Annotated in this window: 24 protein-coding genes, 3 pseudogenes and 1 riboswitch; of the genes and pseudogenes, 17 read left to right on the top strand and 10 right to left on the bottom strand. The window is 53.2% G+C overall.

The features are described from left to right. Positions 1-121: 121 nt before the first annotated feature. Positions 122-1,033: a LysR family transcriptional regulator gene (locus tag OAN307_RS11660; RefSeq protein ID WP_044044693.1), complete on the bottom strand. Its 912-nt coding sequence runs from the start codon at positions 1,031-1,033 to the stop codon at positions 122-124. 112 nt (positions 1,034-1,145) lie between these two features. On the opposite strand from OAN307_RS11660, the gene OAN307_RS11655 reads away from it, so the two are divergent. Together OAN307_RS11655 and OAN307_RS11650 are read left to right on the top strand one after the other, a co-directional pair. Continuing rightward, the gene (locus tag OAN307_RS11655) at positions 1,146-2,345 is read left to right on the top strand and encodes an acyl-CoA dehydrogenase (RefSeq protein ID WP_015499949.1); all 1,200 of its coding nucleotides are present in this window, start codon (positions 1,146-1,148) and stop codon (positions 2,343-2,345) included. Between the two features lie 12 nt (positions 2,346-2,357). Next, positions 2,358-3,512, top strand: a complete 1,155-nt coding sequence (locus OAN307_RS11650; protein ID WP_044043598.1) for a CaiB/BaiF CoA transferase family protein — start codon at positions 2,358-2,360, stop codon at positions 3,510-3,512. 303 nt (positions 3,513-3,815) lie between these two features. Here the strand turns inward: OAN307_RS11650 and OAN307_RS11645 are convergent, their stop codons facing one another. The 3 genes from OAN307_RS11645 to OAN307_RS11635 form a co-directional block, all read right to left on the bottom strand. Continuing rightward, positions 3,816-5,075, bottom strand: coding sequence for a TRAP transporter large permease (locus tag OAN307_RS11645; RefSeq protein WP_015499947.1), 1,260 nt, complete (start codon positions 5,073-5,075; stop codon positions 3,816-3,818). Then, positions 5,072-5,653 carry a TRAP transporter small permease gene (locus OAN307_RS11640; protein ID WP_015499946.1) on the bottom strand — a complete coding sequence of 194 codons (582 nt, stop codon included), beginning with the start codon at positions 5,651-5,653 and terminating at the stop codon, positions 5,072-5,074. The genes OAN307_RS11645 and OAN307_RS11640 overlap by 4 nt, the downstream gene beginning before the upstream one ends. Positions 5,654-5,718: 65 nt before the next feature. Further along, positions 5,719-6,699, bottom strand: a complete 981-nt coding sequence (locus OAN307_RS11635; protein ID WP_015499945.1) for a TRAP transporter substrate-binding protein — start codon at positions 6,697-6,699, stop codon at positions 5,719-5,721. A 649-nt stretch (positions 6,700-7,348) separates the two neighbouring features. On the opposite strand from OAN307_RS11635, the gene OAN307_RS11630 reads away from it, so the two are divergent. The 7 genes from OAN307_RS11630 to OAN307_RS11600 are packed head-to-tail and all read left to right on the top strand — an operon-like array spanning position 7,349 to position 14,909. After that, a complete protein-coding gene (locus tag OAN307_RS11630; RefSeq protein WP_015499944.1) occupies positions 7,349-8,182 on the top strand; it encodes an FAD binding domain-containing protein in 834 nt (277 codons plus the stop codon). After that, positions 8,175-10,910, top strand: a complete 2,736-nt coding sequence (locus OAN307_RS11625; RefSeq protein WP_015499943.1) for a molybdopterin-dependent oxidoreductase — start codon at positions 8,175-8,177, stop codon at positions 10,908-10,910. Before OAN307_RS11630 ends, OAN307_RS11625 begins: the two co-directional genes overlap by 8 nt. Continuing rightward, positions 10,910-12,400, top strand: coding sequence for a hypothetical protein (locus tag OAN307_RS11620; RefSeq protein WP_015499942.1), 1,491 nt, complete (start codon positions 10,910-10,912; stop codon positions 12,398-12,400). The genes OAN307_RS11625 and OAN307_RS11620 overlap by 1 nt, the downstream gene beginning before the upstream one ends. Next, positions 12,400-13,257, top strand: a complete 858-nt coding sequence (locus OAN307_RS11615) for a UPF0280 family protein (RefSeq protein ID WP_015499941.1) — start codon at positions 12,400-12,402, stop codon at positions 13,255-13,257. Before OAN307_RS11620 ends, OAN307_RS11615 begins: the two co-directional genes overlap by 1 nt. Then, a complete protein-coding gene (locus tag OAN307_RS11610; protein WP_015499940.1) occupies positions 13,250-13,831 on the top strand; it encodes an amino acid synthesis family protein in 582 nt (193 codons plus the stop codon). The genes OAN307_RS11615 and OAN307_RS11610 overlap by 8 nt, the downstream gene beginning before the upstream one ends. Then, positions 13,828-14,412 (top strand): amino acid synthesis family protein, encoded by a 585-nt coding sequence (locus OAN307_RS11605; RefSeq protein ID WP_015499939.1) that lies wholly within the window; start codon positions 13,828-13,830, stop codon positions 14,410-14,412. Before OAN307_RS11610 ends, OAN307_RS11605 begins: the two co-directional genes overlap by 4 nt. A 17-nt stretch (positions 14,413-14,429) precedes the next feature. Further along, entirely contained in the window at positions 14,430-14,909 is a 480-nt protein-coding gene (locus tag OAN307_RS11600; protein WP_015499938.1) for a MarR family winged helix-turn-helix transcriptional regulator, read from the top strand. On the opposite strand, the gene OAN307_RS11595 is transcribed toward OAN307_RS11600, so the two are convergent. The 3 genes and pseudogenes from OAN307_RS11595 to OAN307_RS11590 form a co-directional block, all read right to left on the bottom strand. Then, positions 14,884-15,201, bottom strand: coding sequence for a transposase (locus OAN307_RS11595; protein WP_015499937.1), 318 nt, complete (start codon positions 15,199-15,201; stop codon positions 14,884-14,886). The two genes, OAN307_RS11600 and OAN307_RS11595, sit on opposite strands and share 26 nt — an antisense overlap. 172 nt (positions 15,202-15,373) lie before the next feature. Beyond that, positions 15,374-15,507, bottom strand: a pseudogene (locus OAN307_RS29990) (CoA transferase); the annotation flags it as partial. After that, entirely contained in the window at positions 15,504-16,703 is a 1,200-nt protein-coding gene (locus OAN307_RS11590) for an amidohydrolase family protein (protein WP_015499936.1), read from the bottom strand. The pseudogene OAN307_RS29990 and the gene OAN307_RS11590, both read right to left, overlap by 4 nt. Positions 16,704-17,073: 370 nt before the next feature. Between OAN307_RS11590 and OAN307_RS11585 the strand changes: the two genes are divergently transcribed. Beyond that, the gene (locus OAN307_RS11585) at positions 17,074-17,883 is read left to right on the top strand and encodes a ferredoxin--NADP reductase (RefSeq protein ID WP_015499935.1); all 810 of its coding nucleotides are present in this window, start codon (positions 17,074-17,076) and stop codon (positions 17,881-17,883) included. A gap of 287 nt (positions 17,884-18,170) precedes the next feature. Here OAN307_RS11585 and OAN307_RS29985 read toward each other — a convergent pair whose 3' ends face one another. Continuing rightward, the gene (locus tag OAN307_RS29985; protein ID WP_245541052.1) at positions 18,171-18,347 is read right to left on the bottom strand and encodes a DUF4113 domain-containing protein; all 177 of its coding nucleotides are present in this window, start codon (positions 18,345-18,347) and stop codon (positions 18,171-18,173) included. 248 nt (positions 18,348-18,595) lie between these two features. Next, positions 18,596-18,994 (bottom strand): IS200/IS605 family transposase, encoded by a 399-nt coding sequence (tnpA, locus tag OAN307_RS11575; RefSeq protein ID WP_015499933.1) that lies wholly within the window; start codon positions 18,992-18,994, stop codon positions 18,596-18,598. A gap of 189 nt (positions 18,995-19,183) precedes the next feature. On the opposite strand from tnpA (OAN307_RS11575), the pseudogene OAN307_RS11570 reads away from it, so the two are divergent. Continuing rightward, positions 19,184-20,155 (top strand): annotated as a pseudogene (locus tag OAN307_RS11570) (IS5 family transposase). A gap of 107 nt (positions 20,156-20,262) precedes the next feature. On the opposite strand, the pseudogene tnpA (OAN307_RS11565) reads toward OAN307_RS11570, so the two are convergent. Beyond that, a pseudogene (gene tnpA / locus OAN307_RS11565) lies at positions 20,263-20,475 on the bottom strand (IS200/IS605 family transposase); the annotation flags it as partial. A gap of 99 nt (positions 20,476-20,574) precedes the next feature. Next, positions 20,575-20,672, top strand: a riboswitch (TPP riboswitch). A gap of 51 nt (positions 20,673-20,723) precedes the next feature. Between tnpA (OAN307_RS11565) and thiD the strand changes: the two are divergent. The 6 genes from thiD to OAN307_RS11535 are packed head-to-tail and all read left to right on the top strand — an operon-like array spanning position 20,724 to position 25,022. Further along, positions 20,724-21,545 (top strand): bifunctional hydroxymethylpyrimidine kinase/phosphomethylpyrimidine kinase, encoded by an 822-nt coding sequence (thiD, locus tag OAN307_RS11560; RefSeq protein ID WP_044043596.1) that lies wholly within the window; start codon positions 20,724-20,726, stop codon positions 21,543-21,545. Continuing rightward, positions 21,538-22,518, top strand: coding sequence for an FAD-dependent oxidoreductase (locus OAN307_RS11555; protein ID WP_015499931.1), 981 nt, complete (start codon positions 21,538-21,540; stop codon positions 22,516-22,518). Before thiD ends, OAN307_RS11555 begins: the two co-directional genes overlap by 8 nt. Further along, the gene (gene thiS, locus OAN307_RS11550) at positions 22,508-22,705 is read left to right on the top strand and encodes a sulfur carrier protein ThiS (RefSeq protein ID WP_015499930.1); all 198 of its coding nucleotides are present in this window, start codon (positions 22,508-22,510) and stop codon (positions 22,703-22,705) included. The genes OAN307_RS11555 and thiS overlap by 11 nt, the downstream gene beginning before the upstream one ends. 3 nt (positions 22,706-22,708) lie before the next feature. Continuing rightward, entirely contained in the window at positions 22,709-23,470 is a 762-nt protein-coding gene (locus OAN307_RS11545) for a thiazole synthase (RefSeq protein WP_015499929.1), read from the top strand. Continuing rightward, positions 23,467-24,063 carry a thiamine phosphate synthase gene (locus tag OAN307_RS11540; protein ID WP_015499928.1) on the top strand — a complete coding sequence of 199 codons (597 nt, stop codon included), beginning with the start codon at positions 23,467-23,469 and terminating at the stop codon, positions 24,061-24,063. Before OAN307_RS11545 ends, OAN307_RS11540 begins: the two co-directional genes overlap by 4 nt. Further along, a complete protein-coding gene (locus OAN307_RS11535) occupies positions 24,060-25,022 on the top strand; it encodes a HesA/MoeB/ThiF family protein (RefSeq protein WP_015499927.1) in 963 nt (320 codons plus the stop codon). The genes OAN307_RS11540 and OAN307_RS11535 overlap by 4 nt, the downstream gene beginning before the upstream one ends. The last annotated feature ends 14 nt before the right edge of the window (positions 25,023-25,036 follow it).

Genomic DNA, 25,036 nt, shown 5'->3' with positions numbered 1-25,036 from the left:
TAAGTCGCATGATGGAATCAACAAGCTTTTAGCTTGCCTTAATCTTCCAATCAAAACTAAATGAATGTACAAAACCACCTGAACTTACTTGGGCGCGCAGGAAGTTTTCTTTCGGAGCAGATCACTTTAACTGCGCTCCATGTGAAATTTTATTCGTCTGCTCACCAAGCCATTCTCGAAACGTCTTCAGAGGGGCGTGTTCAACCTTGTCGTTAGGCCAGACCAACCAATAGGCACCTCGCACTGGTACATTTCTTTCTAAAACTGGCACCAATCTGCCCTCAAAAATCTCTATTTGGGCAAGATAATCTGGCAAAAGGGCAATGCCCAACCCAGATATTGCCGATTGGATCATCATAGAATACTGATCCATCAGCATGCCCCCTGTCGCATAAGGCACACCTCCTTGCCCTTCAAACCAATCCGACCAGACGCTCGGTCGCGATTCTAATTGCAGCATTGGCAAGCCAGCCAGATCCTCCAGTCGCCTTATCGGGTGCTTCTGGGCGAATCCCGGTGCGACACATGCGGTCACGGTCTCGTCGAACAGTCTCAGATGGTTCACCCCATCCCAATCACCCAGCCCATAGTAGATCGCTGCATCAAACGTTTCGCCGGCGAAATCTAAGTGCCCAATGCGTGTTGATACGTTTACGGCTATACCTGGGTGAGCGTTCAGGAATTGCCCTAACCGTGGTCCCAGCCAGCGCGTGGCGAACGTTGGCAACACGGCAAGCGACAGTGTTCCACCCAACGGATTGGCGACGACCGACATGCTGGCCTGCTGCACAATATTTAGGGCCCTCGCTATATCTCTCTGGTAACTCAAGGCTGCCGTATTCGGAATAAGCCGACGCCGCTCCCGCGTAAAAAGCTCCACCCCTAACTGATCTTCCAACGACAGAATAAGACGGCTTACCGTGCTCTGCGTCAGGTTTAGCTCTGCCGCTGCCACAGTCACAGACCTGTGGCGCACAACGGCATCCAGCGCCATCAGCAACTTGATCGAGGGGAGGAAACGACGTTGCCGCATTATCATTCCTTTTCTACATGTTAATATGCAGTTTTGTCGTTTTAATATACTGATACACGCTGATATCCCACACAAAATACATAATATAACCTATCAAATCGGAGCAGGCATCATGTCTACATCATCGCATAAGGGCATCCCGTTCAACTGGGCTGATCCGTTCTTACTTAGCGATCAGTTAACAGAAGAAGAGCGCATGATAAGTGATGCCGCGCGTGCCTTCGCCTCTGACCGCCTTTTACCGCGTATCGAAGACGCCTATCTGGACGAACACACTGATCCAGAAATATTCCGCGAAATGGGCGAGAGCGGCTTGCTTGGTGTAACTTTGCCAGAGGAATACGGCGGCGCTGGTGCATCTTATGTGTCCTACGGTCTGGTTTCACGCGAAGTAGAGCGCATCGACAGTGGTTACCGCTCGATGATGTCCGTGCAGTCGTCGCTGGTGATGTTCCCGATTTACGCCTACGGTTCAGAAGCTCAAAAGCAAAAGTATTTACCCAAGCTCTCCAGCGGCGAATATATTGGCTGCTTCGGCTTGACCGAACCCGATGCTGGTTCTGACCCTGGCGGCATGAAAACCCGCGCAATTAAAACAGACTCTGGTTATCGCTTGGTCGGGTCCAAAATGTGGATCTCAAACAGTCCAATTGCCGATGTATTTGTAGTTTGGGCCAAATCAGAAGTGCACGGAGGCAAGGTGCGCGGCTTCGTCTTGGAAAAAGGTATGAAAGGCCTGTCAGCGCCGAAGATAGCTGGCAAACTTAGCCTTCGAGCATCTGTCACCGGTGAAATCGTGATGAACAATGTCGAAGTTGGCGAAGAAGCGATTTTGCCGAACACTGAAGGCATGAGCGGGCCATTCGGGTGCCTCAACCGTGCTCGATATGGTATTTCTTGGGGTGTAATGGGGGCTGCCGAGGACTGTTTCCATCGCGCCCGCCAATACGGTTTAGATCGCAAACAGTTCGACCGACCGTTGGCCGCGACACAACTCTACCAGAAAAAACTTGCCGATATGGAAACCGAAATTGCGCTCGGGCTTCAAGCCGCTTTGCGCGTTGGTCGCCTTTTTGACGAAGGGCGTTTTGCGCCAGAAATGGTCTCGCTTATCAAGCGTAACAACTGTGGCAAGGCATTGGACATCGCTCGGCACGCCCGTGACATGCACGGCGGCAACGGTATTCAGATTGGATACCATGTGATGCGTCATGCACAGAACCTTGAAACGGTGAATACATACGAAGGTACCCATGATGTGCACGCCCTGATCCTTGGTCGCGCCATTACTGACCTGCAGGCGTTCGCATAGGGAGCCTTATTGATGACCGACGGCGCGCCCCTCAAGGGTCTTAAAGTAATCGAATTAGCCCGAATTCTGGCTGGTCCTTGGATCGGTCAGACATTGGCGGACTTGGGTGCCGAGGTAATCAAAGTCGAAGCCCCCGAAGGTGACGACACGCGTCGCTGGGGCCCGCCGTTTGTGCAACGCCAGCTGCCCGATGGCGGCACGGAAAAAGTTGCCGCATATTTTCATGCAGCCAATCGGGGCAAGACGTCAGTTACCTGTGACTTTTCAGATAAAGAAGATCTCGACAAGTTGAAGGCGCTCATCGCAAACGCTGATGTGCTCGTAGAAAATTTTAAAGTAGGCGGCTTGCAGAAGTTTGGCCTTGATTACGACAGTCTATCTACCCTGAATCCTCGCCTTGTTTACGCCTCCGTCACTGGCTTTGGTCAGTCAGGCCCGCGCGCGACACAGCCCGGCTATGACTTCCTCATTCAAGGTATGTGCGGCATCATGGACCTAACAGGCGAACCTGATGGTCAACCTCAGAAAGTAGGCGTCGCTTGGATCGATATTTTTGCCGGTCTTTATGGGGTGATCGGTGTCCAAGCCGCACTCGCAGAACGCGACCGCTCAGGGAAAGGCCAACATGTTGACCTCTCCCTACTCGATTGCGGAGTCGGCGTTCTGGCCAACCAAGCCGCAAGCTTTCTACTCGGTGACCAGCTGCCCACGCGCTTGGGCAACGCTCACCCCAGTATCGTCCCCTATCAGGTGTTTCCCACCGCCGATGGGCATTTAATTATCGCATGCGGCAATGACCGACAATTCGCAGCGCTTTGCTCAGCACTTGGTGTGGATAAGCTCTCTAAAGATCAGGCATATGCAACCAACCCCGCACGCGTCGAAAACCGCGATACGCTATGCAATCTCATTACCGATCGCACCGCAACCTACCCCAAAGAAATACTGATCGCCCTACTTGAGAAAGCTGGAGTTCCAGTCGGCCCAATAAACACCGTCGCAGAAGCACTCTCTGACCCGCAAACTCAAGCGCGTGCTATGCAAATAGCACCAGAAGGCATCCAAGGTCTTCGCACACCGATTATTTTTTCCCGAAGTGAGCTGAGCCTTGAAACGGGATCACCTTGCCTTGGACGAGGAGCGTTCCATTTCAAAGCAGGTACCTAGACGCTGTCGACTTATCTTCATATGGCCTAGAACGCACAAAGCCAAATCAAACGATTGAGCTGGATACATCTTCAACCAAACTTGATCCACAGAACCCTAACCCGCGCTTCTTCAGCAATTACCACCACACGAAATGCGTTATGAGCCTAGAGAGGGTCAAATTTTATAACTTCACAGTTTTTGGGTTGGTTTCCGGTTAGCGCATGAATGAAGTTACCGTGAGAGACGATATGGCAACAATGTTCCCATCACGAATGCCCGCATTCCAAAGACAATCACCCTCAACGCGCCACCAAGACGTGCCTACAACAAAAACAAGCTGATCTGTGGTACCAACGCCAACAAAACCAATGCAAATAAAGTCACCAAAAAGAAGGGTAATGCGACGACAAAGACCGCGATTGGGCTGACCTTGGCAACGTTGGCAGCAATATAAAGTCCGATACCAACAGGCGGTGATAACAGCCCCAAGATAAGATTGATTGATACAACGACCCCGAAATGGATCGGATCAATTCCATACACATCTGTCGCAATCGGCAAAAGGATCGGCACAACCATAATTAATCCTGCAATCCCGTCGATCACGGTGCCAACGAGGATCAAAATTAAAAGGACCAGCAGCAAGAAACTTGTCGGCGTTTTAGCAACGGTTTCAATCCATGCGGCGACTGTCTGTGGTACTTCGCCAAAGATCAGCACCCAGGAAAACACACCCGCCGCCGCAACCAGGAACAATACCAGTGCAGAGTTGATGCCGGTCCGTAAAAGGATCGCGCCAAAGTCAGCAAATTTTAGGGTCTTTGTGAAGAAAATACCCAACACAGCAGCACACAGCGCGCCCAGTGCCGCGGCCTCAGTCGGGGATCCAAAGCCACCCATGATAGTCCCAATAATGACCGCAGGAATTACCAGCATCGGCAGCGCGCTACGTACTGCAATCAGTCGCGTTTTCCAGCTGACGCTTTGACCGCGCGGGTAATCGTGCCAATATCCCAAGATTGCGATCGTTCCCATAAACAGTGTGGTCAAAATAAGGCCAGGAAGCAGGCCCGCAATCAACATGTCACGCACGGCCAATTGTGCCAAAACCGCGTAGACCACAAAAACAATTGAAGGCGGAATGATTGGGCCAAGCAGCCCGCCAAATGCCGTCACCGCCGTTGAAAAGTCGCGGCGATAGCCCGCCTTCTCCATTTCGGGCACCATGACCCGCGTCATCATCGCAATCTGCGCTGTGGCAGACCCAAGGATAGACGCCACCATCATGTTCGCGAGCAGGTTGATATAGGCCAGTCCACCTTTAAGCGAACCGATGCAGACACCAGCAAGCCGGATCAGACGTTGGGTAATCCCCGTCCCGTTCATCAATTCACCAATCAGGATAAAGAGCGGAATCGCCAGCAGGCCAAAGTTATTGAGCGCGCTAAAAAGCTGCAGCCCGTAGCTGTCCAGCAGAATTGTGTTGCCGGAGGTCTGGATAAACACCAGTGCCGAAGCGCAAAGAACGATGCCGATCGGCATGCCAATAACGACAAGAAGGAGAAACGCAACGACGGTCATTGTACAACATCCATAGCGAGACCAGCTGGGTCTTCAGGGCGGTCCAGCCATCCGATGTCTTCGAACATATTGGTGATTGCGTGGATGGTGATTGCAAACGAAAAGAACGGGATAATAAAATAAAATAAAAACGAGGGTGCGGCCATAACGGATGTCTGGTCTGTATAAATGAAGTTGAATGTGTTTGCCTGAAACGTGCCCACGTCAAAGCCCGCCTTGGCAATTTCAACTGGATCAAACCAACGGATACAAAGGTATAAAAGCATAAACCCAAAAACTGCAGCGAGTAGAGAGACGAGACCGTGCAAAATGCGCCTGCTTTTTTCGGATACGAATTCGTGCAGCAGCAAAACAGCGGGGTCGATACGCGCCCGTAACATAAGAGAAGCCCCGACAAACCCAGACAGGATCATCGCATAAATTCCGACCTCATCTGCCCAAGCAATCGTGATCCCAACCATACGCAACAGCACATTCATAAGAACCGTAAGCGTCAGCGCCGCGATAAGCAATTTTAGGAAAAGTCGTTCTATCGCAATAAGACCTGCGGAAAGCTTACTAAAAAGAAAGGGGATCATTTGTTCGCCTATTTAAAAGGAATCCTGGCGACCCTGCAAAGAGCCACCAGAAAGTAGTATAAGAGTTAGAATTTCGCAGCGAGAGCACGCAGACGCTCAACATATGGGGTCTGCTCAGACCATTCTGTATCCCAACGTTCGACGATGTCACCAAAGAACTCTGGGCCAACACTCTCTTGAATAGTCAGACCCTCAATTGCCTGAAGGCGCTCAAGCTTACCGGCTTCGCCAGACACGAACTGATCGATCGTTTGGTCACAGTGCTTTTGCGCCGCTTCTTGGATGATCACTTTGTCTTCATCTGACAGTCCAGCCCAAACACGGCCAGATATTAGCGCGACCATAGCGAACATCTGGTGGTTTGTTTCAAGCATATGCTTTGCGTGGTCGTGGTACCCAAAGTTCAGGATGGATTCGAAGTCCATGTCGATGGCGTCGATCTGACCGTTCGCAAGTGAATCGTAAACCTGCGTTAGTGGCATAGGTGCTGGAGCCGCACCAAACATCTCAAAGAACGTCTGGATGGGTGGGGCAGGTGTAATGCGAAAACGCAGGCCATCGAGATCCTCAATCGATGTGATAGGATCCTTCGCCATAACCTGACGCATCCCTGTCATCGCATAGCATAGACCGACGGTGCCAGTTGCGGCTGGAAGCGCATCAAGGATTTCACGCGCTTCGTCAGACCGCAAGATTTTTGCAGCGTCTTCAATATTATCTATTAGAAACGGTGCGTGCAGCGCAGACATGTCAGGTACACGCAAAGTCAGCCCCGCCGTTGTAAGCCATGCCATGTCCAAAGCACCTGTCTGCAATTGCTGCAGCATTGTCGCTTCGTTGCCCAACTGACCTGATGGGAATTGTGTCACCCCCATACGGCCGTCTGTCATTTCACCCAAAGTCACGCCCATTGCGTCGACTTCTTTGTTCCAGACGTGAACGGGTGGCGTAATCAAGCCTACCCGAAAATTAGTTTCTTGTGCCGTTACTCCCCCCGGCAAAACCGTCGCCGTCATCATGGCAACTGCTGTAAGAAATTTTTTCATTACGTCTCTTTCATTTGAAAACCAGAATTAATACTACATTCCCGAGCACATTCTGGCTTAAGTTCTGACTAAAAAAAGGCCCAATTATCGTTAGTGTAGTAACGATGTTGAAGGGAGGCCCAACTGTCAAGAATAAATGTTAGTGGCCACAATCTTAAGGGTTCTTCAGCAAATTATTTAAGCAATATGCCGTATTTAAACACGAAACCAAACACAGATTGTGGAATTTTAGAGTGCACATTCAGGTATGGTCCCTGAGATCAAAAGGCTAGAGTGCCTAAATAAAGATGAAACTGCACACGTCACATCCTTCTTTGCAAAAGTGCGGCACAGGCCCACCTGACCCGATAATCATCAATAAAACTGCGGTACAACTTTGCTAGGTGGCGCACCAAAAATTTCATCACTTTATAGATGAACTGAAGTGTCAGCGCTCCTTTAGCAACTCCACACTCCAAGGCGCTCCTGCAAGTGCTGGGCAAGTCCGCACAACCATAAAACCACTTGGCTCTCGCACCTAAACTTTGAACGAAACCTAACAAAGCAATATATCGGCACTGAATAATAGCGATCGGGCACAAACTTTATTGACAAGACAGTCTAGGAGTCAATATCATTTGCATACTAACGAAAATAAATAGGAGGCGTCGTGTCATATCATCGTCCGATTGAGCTAGCTTCTGCTTTGCAACTATTGGCTGAAGCTGGTGGAATAATCGTAGCTGGGGGAACGGATGTTTATCCATCCGCCCAGCAAGGGATACAGCCCAATTATTATCTTGATGTGACTGCAATAGTGGGATTCGCAGACATTTCACATGATGCAGATGGCACCCGCTTGGGCGCATCCGTGACATGGAGCCAGTTAATTCAAGCGGATTTGCCCGCTGCCTTTGATTGCCTGAAAGAGGCCGCGCGCGAAGTTGGTAGTGTCCAAATTCAAAATGCTGGGACGATTGCAGGTAACTTGTGCAACGCGTCTCCGGCTGCTGACGGTGTGCCCCCCCTACTTGCGTTAGAGGCACAGGTCGAATTGTGTAGTGCAGCACGCGGCACACGCACCATCGCTCTGTCAAACTTCATCCAAGGTGTACGGCAAACGAATCGCGCTAATGACGAGCTTTTGACAGCGATCATCATTCCCGATGCGCCGAACAATACCTGTTCCGCTTTTGAGAAATTAGGCAGTCGCAAGTACCTTGTGATCTCAATCACAATGAGTAGCGCTGTTGTGGCTTGCAATGCGGATGGAAAAATCACCTATGCCCGCGTGGCCGTTGGTGCGTGTTCGCCTGTCGCGCAGCGCCTATATGGTCTTGAGGAAGACATGATTGGCAAAACGGTTGAACAGGTTGTTGTTGCACGACAGCACCTCGCTGCTCTGTCGCCTATTGATGACATACGTGGCAGCGGATCTTATCGGCTGGACGTCGTAGCAGAACAATGCACACGCGCAATTCAAAGGGCGTTGAGAGATGAATGAAAACCCGAATATCACAGGCACGCAGTTTTGTCTTGATGGCAAGACGGTTGAGGTTTTCCCCGCCCCTGGCGTCCGCCTGTCACAAGTGCTGCGCGAAGAATTAGGCGCACGTGATGTCAAGATAGGTTGCAATGCCGGCGATTGCGGCGCCTGCACCGTTTTGCTCGATGGCGCACCAATTTGCGCCTGCCTGACCCCTGCGCAGCAAGTGGCAGGCCGCAATGTCGAAACGATAGCAGGCCTTTATAAAACGGACAATACGACACAGGCGCTCGCGGAGCGTTTTCAGGATATGGGCGCGGCACAATGCGGGATTTGCACGCCGGGCATGATGGTATCTGCGGTTGCGCTGTTGCGTGAAAATCCAACACCTAACGTGCGACAGGTACAAGATGCCCTTGGTGGTGTGCTGTGCCGTTGCACGGGTTATCGCAAAATCATTGATGCGGTTGTTGGCACAGCACCCGTTGCACGCGACGATGCTGGCATTGTTGGTGATCCTATTCGACATATAGATGCCTTGAACAAGGTATCAGGGGCGCAAACCTTTGGTGATGATATCGCACCGATGGGCACGCTCGAAATTTTTGTGATCCGCTCGCCCCATGCGCGTGCAGCTTTTCAGCTGGGCGATGTGGATGCATTTGTTGTCAATACCAACGGCGTCGAAGCCACGCTATCGGCGATTGACATACCGGGTCGCAACCTTTTTGGCGTCATCCCGCAGTTTGTAGACCAGCCCGTTTTTGCTGAAGCCGAAGCACGGTTTCGCGGCGAAGCTGTCGCGGCAATTATTGGCACACCCGAAGCGATCCGCAACTTTAATCCTGCAACCTTCCCAGTCACTTGGACAAAGCTGGACGCAGTAACTGATGTAACATCGGCGCAAGCAGCAGGCGCAGGTCAATTGCATGCAGATCGCACACGAAATGTTATGTGCGGTGGGTTCGTTGCATGTGGTGATCCTGATGCGGCGTTCGCAAATGCAGACGTGACCGTCGAGGGCCAATACAACAGCGGATTTGTTGAACATGCTTATATTGAACCGGAAGCGGGGTTCGCGCAAATGGATGGCGACAGGGTCGAGATCCACGCCTGCACTCAGGCACCCGTTATGGACTTGGACGCGCTTGAAGCAATTCTTGCCATGGATCGCAAAAAGATACGGATTATCCCCACTGCTGTCGGGGGTGGCTTTGGCTCAAAACTTGATATCTCGGTGCAGCCGTTTCTGGCACTCGCCACGTTAAAAACGGGTAGGCCTGTGCGTTTGAACTACACGCGCACTGAGTCAATGCAAAGTTCAACCAAGCGGCATCCATCCGACATTCGCCTTAAAATCGGCGCTACCAAAGATGGTAAGATCAGCGGCTTCAGTTTTTACGGCGAATTTGACACTGGCGCTTATGCAAGCTGGGGGCCAACGGTTGCCAATAGGGTGCCGATCCACGCATCTGGCCCTTACCAGATTCCAGACTACCGCGCGGAATCAAAAGGTATCTACACAAACAACCCACCAGCAGGCGCGTTCCGTGGGTTTGGTGTGCCACAGTCTGCGATTGCGCAGGAATGTTTGTTCGATGAGCTGGCCGCAAAACTGGAAATGGATCCGCTTGATTTCCGCATTCTGAATGCACTTAAAAACAATGTGCCAACGGTGTGTGGACAGGTGTTTTCGCAAGGTGTCGGTATTGGCGAATGTCTGGAAAGCTTGCGACCCGCATGGGATAGCGAACGCAAAACAGCAACGGCGTTTAATGTAGCCAATACAACCCTTAAACGTGGTGTCGGCATTGCTGCAGGTTGGTACGGTTGTGGCAATACGTCCCTGCCCAATCCGTCGACAATAAAGTCAGGCATTTGGGCGGACGGGACAGTCGTTCTACACCAAGGCGCGATGGATATTGGACAAGGAGCCAATACCGTCATCTCGCAAATCTTTGCGACAGCCTTGGGCATATCCACCAAACTCCTGAAGATCGTTGGTCCTGATACGGATGTGACGCCTGATGCGGGTAAGACATCCGCATCGCGCCAAACCTATGTGTCTGGCAACGCGGCGCGCCTGTCTGGCGAAGCTTTGCGAGCATCGATCTTGGAAAAGATGAACGTTGCCAACGACGCGACGCTTACGTTTGATCTTGGCGTGGTCCGTGCGACAGACATAACTGGCACATACGAATTTGACTTGGCAAGCTTAAATTCAGACGCTGAAGGCTTTGTCTTTAGGGCCGAAGAAACCTATGATCCGCCCACTAAACCGCTCGATGAAAACGGCCAAGGTATTCCCTACGCACAGTTCGGATATGCCGCACATTTGGTTGTTGTTGAGGTCGACACTGCCTTTGGAACGGTTAAACCCATCAAATTTGTTGCAGCCCATGACGTTGGTAAGGCGATCAATCCGATGCTGGTTGAAGGTCAAGTGCATGGTGGGATCGCGCAGGGTTTGGGGATGGCATTGATGGAAGAATACATTCCGGGCCGCACCGAAAACCTGCACGACTATCTGATCCCGACAATCGGGGACATTCCACCAATTGAGACGATCATCATCGAAGAACCGGACGCACACGGCCCATATGGGGCAAAAGGTCTGGGGGAACACGTATTGATCCCAACGGCCCCCTGCATCCTTAACGCGATCCATGATGCCGTCGGTGTACGTATCACAAAAGTCCCCGCTACGCCTGCGCGTGTCCGAGCCGCGATAAAGGCCAATGCCTAATGAACGACATTGTGAAGCCGGAAAAGATCAGATGCGACGCCTGTCCCGTAAATTGCTTCATTGCAGATGGCAAATCCGGGGCCTGCGACAGGTACGCGAACCATGATGGCAATCTGATACGAATAGACCCGCTTACCATTATTGAAAGCACTGATCAAAAGCTTGTGCCTTTTCTGCAGGATGGTTCGCCTGAGGAGTGGGATGGAGATATCGTAAAAGGGAACCGCCCCTTTGTAACTGCGGTTGGTGCTGGCACGACGTATCCGGACTACAAACCTGCCCCCTTCATTGTCAGTCAAGACGTTGACGGCGTGGATATGGTTACTGTCGTAACCGAGGGAATTTTTTCCTACTGTGGTGTAAAAATTAAAATCGATACGGATCGCCATATCGGGCACGAACGCGACGTTGTTTTTGCGGGTGGCGAGGCCATCGGTCATGTAATGACATCGGAATACGGTTCAAAAATGCTTTCCTTAGGTGGCGTGGAACACTTGACTGGTGGGACAAAAAAAGAAGGCCGCTTGACCTGTGACGCGCTACTGCGTCTGTGTAACCGCGAAGCCGTTGAAGTCTGCATCGGCGAAGGTGAAAACGTCACACACGTGATTATTCAAGCTGGCAAAGCCCCCATTATTAATGGAGGCGAAGAAAAGCTGATGCGTGTTGGCTGTGGATCGGCGACAATTGGGATGTTCGCAAAGCAATGGTTAGGTCACGTTGATGATGTCGTCGTTGTCGACGATCACATTACCGGCGTTTTGTCAGAACATCAGGCTGGCAAAGAACTTCATGTCCAAGCCACTGGCCTCAAAATCATCGGGCGTCGTTCGACCCCTGGCCGGTATTTTCAAGTTGCCAAACCTGGAACAGGGTGGGGTGGAACGGACATTGATGACCCTCTGAAAATCCTCGGGCCGTTCAACCCAAAATTTGCCAAAGAGGGCATGAGCCTGTTGATGGTGTCCACCACGGGCGAACAATCTGCATACTTTGAACTGGATGCTGATCTTGTGCCTCAACCCGCTGAGATGCCCGATGTTTTGCGTGTGTCCGCCAATCTGATTGCCGAAAACTGTGAACCTTCAGTGTGTTCTGTTTTGTTCATGGGCGGCGCAGGTGGCAGCTTGCGCGCGGGTGTAACAGAAAACCCAGTTCGCCTGACGCGGTCTGTCAAGGAATCACTGACGCACGTTTCCTGTGGCGGGGCCGATGCTTATGTCTGGCCCGGTGGTGGTATTACAGTGATGGTTGATATCCTAGATATGCCAACCGGATCATTTGGTTACGTTCCCACTCCTGCCCTCGTTGCACCGATCGAATTTACCCTGCGGGTCAGCGATTACAGCGCGCTAGGTGGCCACATGTCAGAGATTAGACCCGTTAAGGACATGGAGACCGACAGTCTGCGACGCGTCCAACAAAACGGTCAGGGTCATGACCCGATGTCTCGCGCTAACTACCGTTGGCCGAAAAGCGACAAACATTAATGGAAGCGCGCGCTGACATACTGCCTTGTGGCACACGTCTGCATTTGCAGCATGGCCCCATTGACCTCATTGTGGGCGCAGATGGTGATCGGCTCAGCGCTTTTACGCTCGCCAAAAACAGGTTTGCCACTGTCCTGAGCGAAATTGTTCCCGAGCTGAGCGAACTTCAGTTGCCACTTACGCAGGATGTACTGGCGCCGTCAGGCGATATCGCCTGCCGCATGGATCACGCCGTGCGACCCTTCAGTGAAGGCGCGTTTGTTACACGCATGGCAGCAGTCGCAGGCAGCGTTGCAGATGCAGTTTTAATGGCAATGTGCACCGCGTCTTTGTCACGGGCCTACGTCAACAATGGCGGTGATATCGCGCTGCACTTGACTGAAGGACAGTCATTCACACTTGCCATGGCCGGACATGATGGCGCTGACTTGGGCCGTGTATCAATTCATCATCACGACCAAATGCGGGGAATAGCTACAAGTGGCCGTCACGGGCGCAGCTTCAGCCTTGGCATCGCAGATAGCGTCACGGTGCTGGCTGCAAACGCGGCACAAGCAGACGTGGCAGCGACCCTAATCGCAAATGCTGTTGACCTTCCACAGCACGCAGCAATCATACGAAAGCCTGCGCATGTCCTAGATGACACAAGTGATCTGGGCGAGCTGCCTGTGGTGGTCGCCTGTGGACCGCTGTCCCAACGCGAAATTGCTGATGCGTTATCCAAAGGGCGAGCACGCACAAACGCTTATATCGACCAAAACCTCATCTCGGGTGCGGCTTTGTTTCTGCAAGGCCAATCCGAGACTACCTGCCCCAAACAGCTTTCAATTACTTTAAGGATCCTAAATTATGCCTGACGTCATTGTACGTAAAATGATCTACTCCGTAGAAGAAATTTTTCATGAGGGCGGTCCGCGCCCTGAAAAATCTTTGCGCCGTGCCGCTGCTTTGGCCATCATTGAAAACCCATTTTCCGGACGCTACGAGTCCGAAATTCAAGGCTTTATGGAAGACTTAAAGCCGCTGGGCCTCAGCATGGCGCAACGCTTGCTTGATATGCTGGGCGGTGCAGATCAGATCGAAGGCTACGGCAAAGGAGCCATGATCGGTGAAGGTGGCGAGCTTGAACACGGAGCATTGTGGCATGCACCAGGCGGCTATGCGATGCGCCAAGTGTTGGCGAATTCGAACGCTATTGTGCCATCATGCAAGAAAGTTACAGGTGTTGGAGGGCGTCTGGACGTCCCTATTACCCACATAAACGCATCTTATGTCCGCAGTCATTTCGATTCTATGGAAGTGGGAAGCAACGACACACCGCGCACCAACGAGATGGTTTTGGCTCTGGTCATGAGCACTGGCGCACGCATCCATGACAGAGCGGGTGGGCTAGCCGTCGCAGATATTATCGGAAAGGATGGCTTACGATGAAGGCTAACATCAGAAAAATTGCCGTGAACATTGAAGAAACGCACCGTGAAATTGGCCGCGAAATTTCACCTGCCACGCGCAAGGCTGTTGCTGTCGCCGTCATAGAAAACCCGTTTGCGGGCACCTACCACGAAGACCTGACTATTTTGATGGATATAGGCGCAGAGCTGGGTGCGTTGTTGGGCGAAAAATGCGTGCAAGCTCTTGGGATCACACCGGATCAAGCAGAAAGCTATGGGAAATCTGCGATGGTCGGTGAAAACGGTGAACTTGAACATGCAGCGGCGATCTTGCACCCAAAACTTGGCGCGCCGTTGCGCGTCGCGGTTGATAAAGGTGCGGCCCTTGTCGCTTCGTCCAAGAAAATGGGCAGTCCGGGGCAAGTGCTTGATGTGCCCTTAGGTCACAAAGACGCCGCATATGTGCGGAGCCATTTTGACGCTATCGAAGTCCGCTTGAATGACGCCCCGCGTGGGAATGAAATCATGGTGGCAGTTGCCGTCACGGATAGTGGCCGACCGCTTCCACGCGTTGGTGGATTGGTCCACAACGATGTAAAAGGCAAAGACGGCTTGCGTTAATTTTGGGCGCCCAATGATTGGTTGATTACCTGAAAACAAGTAAGGTATCAGAAACCATGGAGGCAGCCGTGAACCAAGCGAGCAAAAAAAAGTATGACCTCGACCAACAGGTCGGTTTTTTGCTACGGTTGGCGAGCCAACGCCACTCGACCATTTTTCAAAAGCATGCGCTGGAGAATTTGACCCCGACGCAATTCAGTACGCTGATAAGGCTTTCTGAAATGGGTGAAATTTCACAAAATCACTTGGGTCGTATTGCTGCAATGGACGTGGCGACCGTGAAAGGTGTCGTGGACCGCCTAAAGACAAAAGGTTTAGTTGATTCCCGCCCTGATCAAATTGATAAAAGACGCGCGGTCATCACCCTGACTGAAAAAGGTTCGGCCTTGGTTCGTGACCTAGAAGTCATCGGCAAAGACATCACTCAAGAGACCCTCTCACCGCTCACCGCGAACGAGCAGCGGAATTTGGTCAATCTACTCCGCAAAATCTCATAGCCTCTTCTGCAGCGCTGGTGACGCCATACCCAAGTCCAAACGTGATCGAGAGATCGACCTCGTTCAGCGCCGCAGTTTCCAACACCGCTGCAAACTTATCGCGAGACGACCAGCCCTCGGGCCCAGCGTCAGCAGCAGGCAGAAGTTGCCCCTTGCTGCGCGCCTCAGCCCGCCACTTGTGCAGTGTCGCCTCGGAAATCCCTTCATCCTGCGAAAGCTGCCTAATGGCCAAGTTATTCGGCGGCAGCATCCGCTTCAGAACAGCCGATTTTCGTTCTGGTGAGTATCCCACGTCATTGTCCTATCCCGCCCACCTGAAAATTAAAGAAAAATAGAGCAGCGGACAACATCCCTGACATAGGGGGCAATGGAGCCGTTACGTTAGAATCTATAATGCGGCTCTTTTTACAGCGATAGGCGGCAGATCGATCACCATCATGATCGATAAAGGGCGGCCCTCATTAGCGCGTGTTATCCCCTTCGGGGCTTTCCATTTCTATAATCTCAGCCCCCAGATCTGACAGGTTTGCCCAATCCAAGGCGCTGCAAGAATGGGGGCAAACTCAACGACCTTCAAGCAAGCAAGCGGTGAACTCACAAAATGCGCTCTGGCAGACGATCAGCAGGCGGAGTGTTGCGCGACCGCTCAGAGCATACTTTACCATCGATGATCGTCATCCCAACACCGGGCAGGTTTCCCTGTTGGACAGATTCAAACATCGTTTTTCCAGGCGCATGTTGCGCTTTGTCCAAAAATACAAAGTCAGCGCATTTTCCGACTTCAACCAAGCCAGTGTCCAGCTCACGTTGCCGCGCAGTGTTGCCGTTAGCAAAGCAAAACGCCTGTTCGGCAGGAACGTTGCCAAAGGCAGACAGCATCGCAACCATGCGTAAAATCCCTAGAGGTTGAACGCCAGAACCCGCAGGTCCGTCAGTGCCTAGAATGATCTGATCAAGCTTGCCCAGCTCGCGCGCGGTGTTCAGCGCCAGAACCGCCGCGCGTTCATTGCCGTTATGAACAATCTCAAATGCGGAAGAACAGCTTTCACACAGGCAAATGATCTGGTCATCTGGAAGCGCCGAGTGCCCACCATTGATGTGACCAATCACATCCGTTCCGGTCTCGATCACCATGTCCGCGTCAATCAAACCAGATCCGGGGATAGATGGACCGCCTGTGTGGATCGTACTTTGGATGCCATACTTACGCGCCCAATTCACCATTTGTTGCGCCGTTTTACCGTCTTTGACGGTGCCAAGACCAACTTCACCCAATAACTTCACACCCGCATCGGCGAGGTCTTTGAAGTCTTCTTCGACCATTCCATGCTCGATCACCGGCGCACCTGCGTGAACCTTGACCCCAGAGGGACGGAAATTTTCGTACCAACGTTGGGATGCAATCGCCATCGCCTTCAGGCCAACAATGTCCTTGGGGCGCCCGGGCATATGCACTTCGCCCGCCGATATTAACGTCGTCACACCGCCATGCAGCGTGCTGTCGATCCAGTTAAGTTGCTGTTGGCGCGGTGTATAATCCCCCACGACCGGATGAATATGACTGTCGATCAAACCTGGCGCAAGAGTCACGCCGTGGGCGCCAACGATCGTCGTTGCCCCCTCACAGTCGAGGTCCTTTTCGTAGCCCCATTCTGCAATTTTTCCATCCAGCGCGATGAGGCAATCCCCATCAAAAATTGGCTGTTCTAATTTCCCCGAGAGAATTTGACCAATATTTTTTATAACCAGCTTTGCCAAATTAAGTCTCCCAAGCGTTCCAAATTTCATTTGCATACGAATATTTTTTCATGATCCCGTCAAGTGCTTTTCTCGCAGACAAGGGCTCTGAATAACTGCAGTTGACACACATAGCGAGAAGATGCTTATTCATTAGTATACAAATGAAAAGGTGACAACGTGAAATACTGCGTAACGGATGAGAATATTAACTTCAAATACCTAGGTTGCATCGAGGTTTGCCAGTTGATGTAATCAAAACAGACAAGATAACTATCACTTAAAAGTGGGTCGCTTTGAACTAAAAGTATCCGAGATATTGCTGACAAAGGGTCGCCTCCTATCGACGCTGATCAGTGGGCGGAACAGCAAGACAAGCTGCCCCGCCATTCAGAAAGCCCGGCAACCGCCTAAGAAGGATTTAGTCATGACAGTTGACCTTACGACTCCCACTTTAGAATTTCCGATACCGGCTGGTGTTTTTGCGCAAAGTGTAACGTCTGTTGAGCATTATACTGATCGACTGTTTAAATTTCGCATCTCAAGACCTGATAGTTTTCGGTTCCGCTCTGGCGAGTTTGTCATGATTGGCCTTCCAAATACTGAAAAACCAGTGTTTCGCGCCTATTCAATTGCATCCCCCAATTGGGATGAGGAAATTGAATTTTATTCGATTAAAGTTCCAGAAGGTCCTCTGACTGAACACCTTCAAAAAATCAAAGTAGGCGACACAGTCTTAATGCGTAAAAAGCCAACGGGCACGCTTGTAAATGACGCGTTGCTGCCTGGGAAACGCCTTTGGATGTTCTCAACCGGTACAGGGATTGCACCCTTTGCCAGCCTGATCCGTGACCCTGATACGTATGAAAAATTTGACGAGGTCATCCTGACCCACACTTGCCGCGACGTCGCAGAGCTGACGTATGGCCAAGGGCTGGTTGCAGCAGTCAAGGATGACCCACTTTGTGGAGAATTCGCCCAGAGTTTGCGACTTTACAGCACAGCTACGCGTGAGGACTATCCATTTAAAGGCCGTATCACAGACCTGATGGCATCGGGCAAAGTGTTCAGCGATCTTGGCGTTCCACCGATCACACCAGACATTGATCGTGGCATGATATGTGGTTCGATGGCCATGCTGCATGACGCCAAAGTAGCCCTGGAAGGCTTTGGCCTTGCAGAAGGGTCAAACAACCGGCCCAACACATTTGTTGTCGAACGCGCCTTCGTAGATTGAGGAGTAAAAATGTCCAAAGACCTAAGCCCGCAAAGCCGACCAGATCTGTCTCCTTTCAACTGAGAAGAGACACGGGCAGCCCTTCGTTCATATAGTGGGGCATTGTTGACCCACTCTTAGACCGAATTCTTGCAGTAATTTTTGACTACATCACCAATCCGTGATTTTGCTAAGGACTCGCGATTACTACGGCGCAGCGAAATCAGCCTTGCCCGTCTCGCATCGACTTTGCCGTCGACTTCATGGCTCCCGATTTCGAACCAGACCCAAACCTTTTTGTGGTTCACTCAAACACGGGACGCCGCACCATTACCGCAACGAACAACCGGCAAATCAACAAGCCGCGTCGTGTACCTGGAACTTCGGTGATTGGACCGAAGTTGCCAAGGTTGCTTCATCCCTTCACTCGCGAAGACCAACGTTTTCTTGCCAAACCTGTCGTTGGCTTGATCAAGCGCACTCATAAGAGCAGCAGACTTCGGCTTCTCAAAATCAAACAATGTCCTCGGCCGATCCTCAAAGCGTATGAGATCAGCAAGCATTATCCCGGCTTTCGTAAACCTCCTAAATATTATCCATAGATCATTCGGAACGACTACTCTAAAATTGTATAGGAAGTCGCACAAATCAGAAACCGGACGGCCTTCGCAGGATTTTAAAGTAATATATTTCAATTACTTAAGTGAAGGACTACCGGCTGACGCCAGTAGCCTCATTTAGAGGAATGCAATTCCAGATACTGCGTGATGATGTCGTCAGTCACATTTCCAGAGGTGGTTGAGAAATATCCGCGTGCCCAAAACCGCCTGCCCCAGTAGCGCTTGCGCAACTCAGGGAATTCCATCTGGATGCGGCGCGACGAGCGGCCCTTTATGCGTTGCATAACGTTGGACAGGGACAGTTTTAGTGGGATCGACAGGAACATGTGCACATGATCGCGTCCCAGCACACCTTTCACGATATGGACGCCCATTTCGGAGCATGTTTGCATGATAATCTCGCGTATCCGCTCTCGCATCGCACCCTGCAAAACCTTGTATCTATATTTTGTGACCCACACGACGTGAAATTTGTGGTAAAATCGCGTTTGACCGGATGAGGAATAACGCATGATCTTCTCTCCTGAATTTTGAAACCATACTGCTAATGCGGGTTTCAAAATTCAGGAGAGAAGATCAATCATAGATTCGCTGAAGCTGACCGGCTAGAAGCCGGTGGTTTCGATCCATTAGGGGCTTTGTTGCACAAATAGTCTCGTATCAGGGATTCATGTTGTAAATCCAGCATGGTAGCTGGCGTCATGAGTAAACCTATCGCCCCGATTTACCGCACGAGGAACTGGCCTGAGTATAACAAGGCCCTGAAGCGACGCGGGTCACTGACCATTTGGTTTAACCCAGAGGTCACTTGGAAAGCTGCGCCTACCGTTGCCCGGCAGTGGTTTGTTTGCAAACCATGAGAGGGGGGCAAACGGGGCCGCCAGCCACGCTATAGCGATGCGGCGATCCAAGCCTGTCTCACGTTGAAAGTGCTGTTCGGAATGCCTTTGAGGCAGGCGACGGGCTTTGTGGAAAGCCTGTTGAAATTGATCGACCTTGACTGGGAGGTCCCAGACTTCAGCACGTTATGTCGGCGTCAGAAAAGGCTATCGGTTACCATCCCGTATCAGGGCTCAAAGGGCCCGCTAAACCTCCTTATCGACAGTACCGGCATCAAAGTTGAGGGCGAAGGTGAGTGGAACGCTCGCAAGCATGGCGGGCCGAAACGTCGGGTGTGGCGCAAGATACATATAGGGATTGATGAAGAAACGTTGGAGATACGCGCGGTCGAAGTGACGAGTAGCAGCATTGGAGACCCACCCATGTTGCCCAACCTTCTCGGTCAGATCACACCAGATCAGAAGATTGGCAGTGTCACAGCAGATGGGGCATATGACACCCGCAAATGCCATGATGCGATTGCGGCCCGCAATGCCCGTGCTGTCATCCCGCCACGCAAGAATGCCAAGCTATGGAAGCCGGATACGCTGGGGGCCAGAGCCCGAAACGAAGCGGTACAGTCCTCAAAGGATCTCGGCCGCGCTCAATGGCGTCGCTTGAGCGGATACCACCGCAGGAGTCGTGTTGAGACAAAGATGCATTGTTTGAAACTACTCGGGCAGCGCCTGGCCGCACGAGACTTTGACCGGCAAGTTGCGGAAGTCCAAATCCGTGCCGCGATACTCAACGGCTTCACCGCCCTTGGCATCCCAAACACCGTTACTGTAGGCTGAATCCGTCAGGGGTCAGGGGAAGCACGCCATAAGGGCGATTTGTGCAACAAAGCCCCATCAGGGGTAAGGGGAAGTCAGACCTCATGCTGTTGTGTGCAACAAAGCCTCCGCTGCATCACCTTGGACAGTGCGAATTGTGGCGGGACAGATATGAACATGTGGACGTGGTCACCTGCCAGAACACCCTTCACAATATGCACGCCCATCTCAGCACAAGACTGTCGAATGATATCGCGGATCCGTTCGCGCATCGGCCCGCGCAAAACCTTATGTCGATATTTCGTCGCCCAAACGACGTGGTAACGGTGATAAAATTTGGTGGCTTATCTCAATTAGGTAGAAAGTTAAAACCAGTCCAAGGAAAGAGCAGTCGCGCCACGGAAGAGTGTTTGACTTTTAAATTTCTGACGGCTAGCAATCCATATCCGTTGGGGTGCCGTCATGGCTGAGAGGTGAAAACCGACCCATCGAACCTGATCCGGGTCATTCCGGCGTAGGGAACGGAGTGTCGCTGTGACCATACAGCCGTAAACCCTCCGTTTCTCAATGCGTCTGACCCTTTTTATTAATGGGGGCACGTGTGGCTTTTCAGGCGTTGACAATTGCAGGCTCCGACAGTGGCGGCGGCGCTGGAATTCAGGCTGATCTTAAAACTTTCAGCGCGCTCGGTGTTTATGGTGCCAGTGTCCTGACCGCAATTACCGCGCAGAACACCCGCACTATTACAGCGGTCAAAATGCTTACCCCCGAGATCATCCGCGCCCAGATGGGTGCGGTTTTCGACGATCTGGCAATTGGTGCGATCAAGATCGGAATGCTTGGTGGACCGGACGCAATTTGTGCCGTTGCAGAAGGGCTGGCGGCCTGCGCAGTGCCAGCGCCAGTGGTTCTTGATCCGGTTATGGTTTCCAAATCAGGGGATGCGCTGTTAGCGGATGATGCAGTTGCCGTTTTGCGTGCACGAATGTTGCCATTGGCAGATCTGCTGACCCCGAATCTTCCGGAGGCTGCGCGCCTGCTGGACACCCCCGAGGCAACAGACGAAACCCAGATGCGCGAACAAGGCCGCGCGCTTCTGGCGCTGGGTCCACGCGCCGTTTTAATGAAAGGCGGCCACGCAAGCGGTGCCGTTTGCATTGATTTGCTGGTCACGCAGGACGATGTGTTGCAGCTATCAGCCCGCCGCCACCCCACGCGCAACACGCATGGTACCGGCTGCACCCTGTCGGCCGCCATCGCCGCAGGACTGGCACGCAAAATGCCACTGACCGCCGCGGTGAGCATGGCCCATACCTACTTGCAAGGGGCCATAGAGGCAGCTGACCGTCTGGATATCGGCCACGGCCATGGCCCCGTCCACCATTTCCATAAGGTCTGGCCCAATGGTTGATGTAACCATCATCGGTGCAGGCGTTGCAGGTCTTTGGGCCGCGCGCTCCTGCCTCGCACGGGGCCTGCGCCCCCGTCTGGCGGATCGGTCCGGACCACCGGGGCCACATACCTGTTCGTGGTGGGCGGGTGGCATGCTGGCCCCTGAATGCGAAGGTGCAACAGCAGAGACCCCCATCATCAGCCATGGGCGCAAGGCCGCTGCTTTATGGGGTGATGTCACCACCGTGAGCACCCAGGGTACGCTTGTGCTCGCGCCTGAGCGGGACCGCGCGGAACTAGACCGCTTTGCCGTGCGCACCATCGGGCATGTCGCCTGCGATGGTGACGCGATCGCTGCACTTGAACCTGATCTAGGGGAACGGCACAAACGTGGGTTGTTCTTTGCCAAAGAGGCCCATCTGGACCCCCGTCAGGCCTTGAGCGATCTGGTGCGCAGCCTTGCCGCCTTGGGCGTTTTCATCGAACAGACGGAGATCACACCGGATAACGTGCAAGGTCCAGTTATCGACTGTCGCGGTCTGGCCGCTCAGGGCGATTTGCAGGGCCTGCGTGGGGTACGTGGCGAAATGATTGTACTGCAATCGGACGAGATCATGCTGACCCGCCCCGTCCGTCTGCTGCACCCGCGCCATCCGCTTTATGTCGTGCCGCGTGCGAACGGGTTGTTCATGTTGGGTGCAACCCAGATCGAAAGCGCAGCGCGCGGCCCTATGACGGCACGCTCGGCGCTTGAGCTTTTATCGGCAGCCTATGCGCTTGATGCGCGCTTTGCCGAGGCTGTGATAATCGAGATGGGTGCCGATCTGCGCCCGGCCTTTGCCGACAACGTGCCGCGCGTGGTGCAGCGGGGACACGTGATGCATCTCAACGGGTTGTTCCGCCACGGATTCTTAATGGCGCCGGCATTGGCCGAACAAGCGGCCACTTTTCTTTCAACAGGCAAAACGGGGGATCTATTTCGTGAAAATTGAAGTGAACGGAGAGCCGCGCGAGATCAAAGCCACCGATCTAAGTCATGCTTTGGCAGAATTGGGCTGGGGTGATGCGCGGGTCGCCACCGCGCTCAATGGGGTCTTCGTGCCTGCAGCTCTGCGAGACGACACACCCCTTTCAGCCGGTGACCATATCGAAGTTTTAACCGCAATGCAGGGGGGGTAAGCCATGCGTGATTTCTACGGGGTGGACTTGCAAACGCCTATGATGCTGGGCACTGCGCGCTACCCCTCGCCCGCCGTGATGGAGAACGCGTTTCACGAAAGTGGAGCGTCGGTTGCGACCGTATCGCTGCGCCGTGAGCGTGGCGCGGGACAGGCATTTTGGGATATGGTACGCGGGCTAGGTGTCCATTTGCTGCCCAATACAGCAGGATGCCATTCAGCGCGCGAGGCGATCACGACGGCGCAGATGGCACGTGAGTATTTCCAGACTGACTGGATCAAACTTGAGGTGATCGGCAATTCCGACACGCTGCAGCCTGACCCGTTTGGCCTGATCAAGGCAGCCGAAGTGCTGTGTGCTGATGGCTTCAAGGTGTTCCCTTACACCACCGAAGATCAGGTGCTTGCCGCGCGGCTGGTAGACGCGGGCTGCCATGTGCTGATGCCTTGGGGCGCGCCCATTGGGTCTGGTATGGGGCTAAACAACATCCACGGGCTGCGCACCCTGCGCGCAGCATTTCCCGATGTGGCGATGGTGATTGATGCGGGTCTTGGCCTGCCAAGCCATGCAGCGCAAGCGATGGAGATGGGGTTCGATGCGATCCTTCTCAACACAGCCGTGGCCGAAGCGGATGATCCCGCGACCATGGCCCGCGCGTTTGCATTGGCCACTGAGGCCGGTGCGCTGGCAGCAACTTCTGGCCCCATGGGTATGCGCGACATGGCCGTCCCATCCACCCCCCTCATTGGAAAGGCCTGGCTATGATATTGCCGCGTTTCTACCCCGTCTTCGACAGTGCTGATTGGATTGCCCGCGCAGTCCCACTTGGCGTGCGGCTGGTGCAACTGCGCATGAAAGACCGCGCTAATGACGCTTTGCACACAGAGATTGTCACCGCTCAGGCCCTGTGCCGACACCACGGTGCCACGCTGGTGATCAATGATCACTGGCAACTGGCGATTGATCTGGGGGCAGATTGGCTGCATCTGGGGCAAGAGGATCTGGACACAGCCGATATCGCAGCGATCCGTAGTGCTGGAATCAAGCTGGGTGTCTCAACCCATGACCTTGCCGAGCTAGACCGCGCGTTGGCGCTGGATCCTGATTACATCGCCTTGGGCCCCGTCTATCCAACCATTTTGAAGGAAATGAAATGGACCGAACAAGGCCTTGACCGGCTGACAGAATGGAAAGCCCTGATCGGGGATATCCCGCTGTGTGCCATTGGTGGCATGTCGGTGGAACGCTCCACAGGGGCCTTTGCCGCAGGGGCGGATACGGTGGCGGCAGTGACAGACATCACCCTGCATGCAGATCCCAAAGCCCGCATTCACGCTTGGCTAGAGGCGACCGCATGAGCCGCTACGCTCGTCAGATTGTCCTACCCGAAGTCGGAACCAAAGGTCAAAACCGTTTGCGCGCGGCCCATGTTCTGGTTGCAGGCGCGGGCGGCCTCGGGGTGCCGGTGCTGCAATATCTTGTGGGGGCTGGCGTGGGTATGATCACGCTGATCGACGGCGACGCGGTGGCACAGAGTAACCTGCATCGCCAGCCGCTTTACCGTATGGCAGACGTGGGCCGCCCAAAGGCGCTGGCTGCAGCCGATGCCATGGCCTCTCTGAACCCCGATGTTGCCCTGCACCCTATTGTTGACTGGCTCACACCAGCCAACGCACCCACTTTGGTGGCGCAAGCGGATGTTGTGCTTGATTGCGCTGATACGTTTGCCGCAAGTTTCACCCTGTCTGATGCCGCCCTTGCTGCAGGCAAACCGCTGATTGCAGCCTCTGCATTGGGACTAACAGGCTATGTGGGCGGATTTTGCGCAACGGCACCCTCCCTGCGTGCCGTGTTCCCCGACCTGCCGCGCAGTGCTGCAACCTGTGCAACCTCAGGGGTACTTGGCCCTGTGGTGGCCACAATGGGTGCGATGCAAGCGCAGATGGCCTTGAGCGTCTTGCTCGGGCTGACACCCTCACCTTTGGGTCAGATGATGATCTTTAACGCCACAAACTGGCGCATGTCCGGATTTCGCTTTGACGCAGCACCAGAGCCTGCACACCCCGCCCTTTTCATTGCTGAAAACCAGATCACGCCAACCGATCTTGTCATTGATCTGCGCGATGAGGTCCCTGCCCCGTTTCGCGATACCGCATTGCATCTACAGACTGGCTCCATGCCCGATTTGGCATTGCCCCCGTCCGATACCCGTATCGTATTGGCCTGCCGTACGGGTTTGCGCGCGCATCATGCCTGCACCACATTACGCGACCGGTGGGCGGGCGATATCGCCCTGCTCGCCCTGCCTGAACAATAACTCACACCTCAATC

Origin of the sequence: Octadecabacter antarcticus 307 (genome assembly GCF_000155675.2) — a bacterium.
Lineage (GTDB): Bacteria > Pseudomonadota > Alphaproteobacteria > Rhodobacterales > Rhodobacteraceae > Octadecabacter > Octadecabacter antarcticus.
Note: the sequence above shows the minus strand (reverse complement) of the source record. Positions and strands in the feature narration are given on the sequence as shown.

Excerpts from the sequence above, each read along its gene's own strand:
- OAN307_RS11660 (WP_044044693.1), bottom strand. The coding sequence starts at position 1,033 with ATGCGGCAACGTCGTTTCCTCCCCTCGATCAAGTTGCTGATGGCGCTG.
- OAN307_RS11655 (WP_015499949.1), top strand. The coding sequence starts at position 1,146 with ATGTCTACATCATCGCATAAGGGCATCCCGTTCAACTGGGCTGATCCG.
- OAN307_RS11650 (WP_044043598.1), top strand. The coding sequence starts at position 2,358 with ATGACCGACGGCGCGCCCCTCAAGGGTCTTAAAGTAATCGAATTAGCC.
- OAN307_RS11645 (WP_015499947.1), bottom strand. The coding sequence starts at position 5,075 with ATGACCGTCGTTGCGTTTCTCCTTCTTGTCGTTATTGGCATGCCGATC.
- OAN307_RS11640 (WP_015499946.1), bottom strand. The coding sequence starts at position 5,653 with ATGATCCCCTTTCTTTTTAGTAAGCTTTCCGCAGGTCTTATTGCGATA.
- OAN307_RS11635 (WP_015499945.1), bottom strand. The coding sequence starts at position 6,699 with ATGAAAAAATTTCTTACAGCAGTTGCCATGATGACGGCGACGGTTTTG.
- OAN307_RS11625 (WP_015499943.1), top strand. The coding sequence starts at position 8,175 with ATGAATGAAAACCCGAATATCACAGGCACGCAGTTTTGTCTTGATGGC.
- OAN307_RS11620 (WP_015499942.1), top strand. The coding sequence starts at position 10,910 with ATGAACGACATTGTGAAGCCGGAAAAGATCAGATGCGACGCCTGTCCC.
- OAN307_RS11615 (WP_015499941.1), top strand. The coding sequence starts at position 12,400 with ATGGAAGCGCGCGCTGACATACTGCCTTGTGGCACACGTCTGCATTTG.
- OAN307_RS11610 (WP_015499940.1), top strand. The coding sequence starts at position 13,250 with ATGCCTGACGTCATTGTACGTAAAATGATCTACTCCGTAGAAGAAATT.
- OAN307_RS11605 (WP_015499939.1), top strand. The coding sequence starts at position 13,828 with ATGAAGGCTAACATCAGAAAAATTGCCGTGAACATTGAAGAAACGCAC.
- OAN307_RS11590 (WP_015499936.1), bottom strand. The coding sequence starts at position 16,703 with ATGCAAATGAAATTTGGAACGCTTGGGAGACTTAATTTGGCAAAGCTG.
- OAN307_RS11585 (WP_015499935.1), top strand. The coding sequence starts at position 17,074 with ATGACAGTTGACCTTACGACTCCCACTTTAGAATTTCCGATACCGGCT.
- OAN307_RS29985 (WP_245541052.1), bottom strand. The coding sequence starts at position 18,347 with ATGAGTGCGCTTGATCAAGCCAACGACAGGTTTGGCAAGAAAACGTTG.
- tnpA (WP_015499933.1), bottom strand. The coding sequence starts at position 18,994 with ATGCGTTATTCCTCATCCGGTCAAACGCGATTTTACCACAAATTTCAC.
- thiD (WP_044043596.1), top strand. The coding sequence starts at position 20,724 with ATGGGGGCACGTGTGGCTTTTCAGGCGTTGACAATTGCAGGCTCCGAC.
- OAN307_RS11555 (WP_015499931.1), top strand. The coding sequence starts at position 21,538 with ATGGTTGATGTAACCATCATCGGTGCAGGCGTTGCAGGTCTTTGGGCC.
- OAN307_RS11545 (WP_015499929.1), top strand. The coding sequence starts at position 22,709 with ATGCGTGATTTCTACGGGGTGGACTTGCAAACGCCTATGATGCTGGGC.
- OAN307_RS11540 (WP_015499928.1), top strand. The coding sequence starts at position 23,467 with ATGATATTGCCGCGTTTCTACCCCGTCTTCGACAGTGCTGATTGGATT.
- OAN307_RS11535 (WP_015499927.1), top strand. The coding sequence starts at position 24,060 with ATGAGCCGCTACGCTCGTCAGATTGTCCTACCCGAAGTCGGAACCAAA.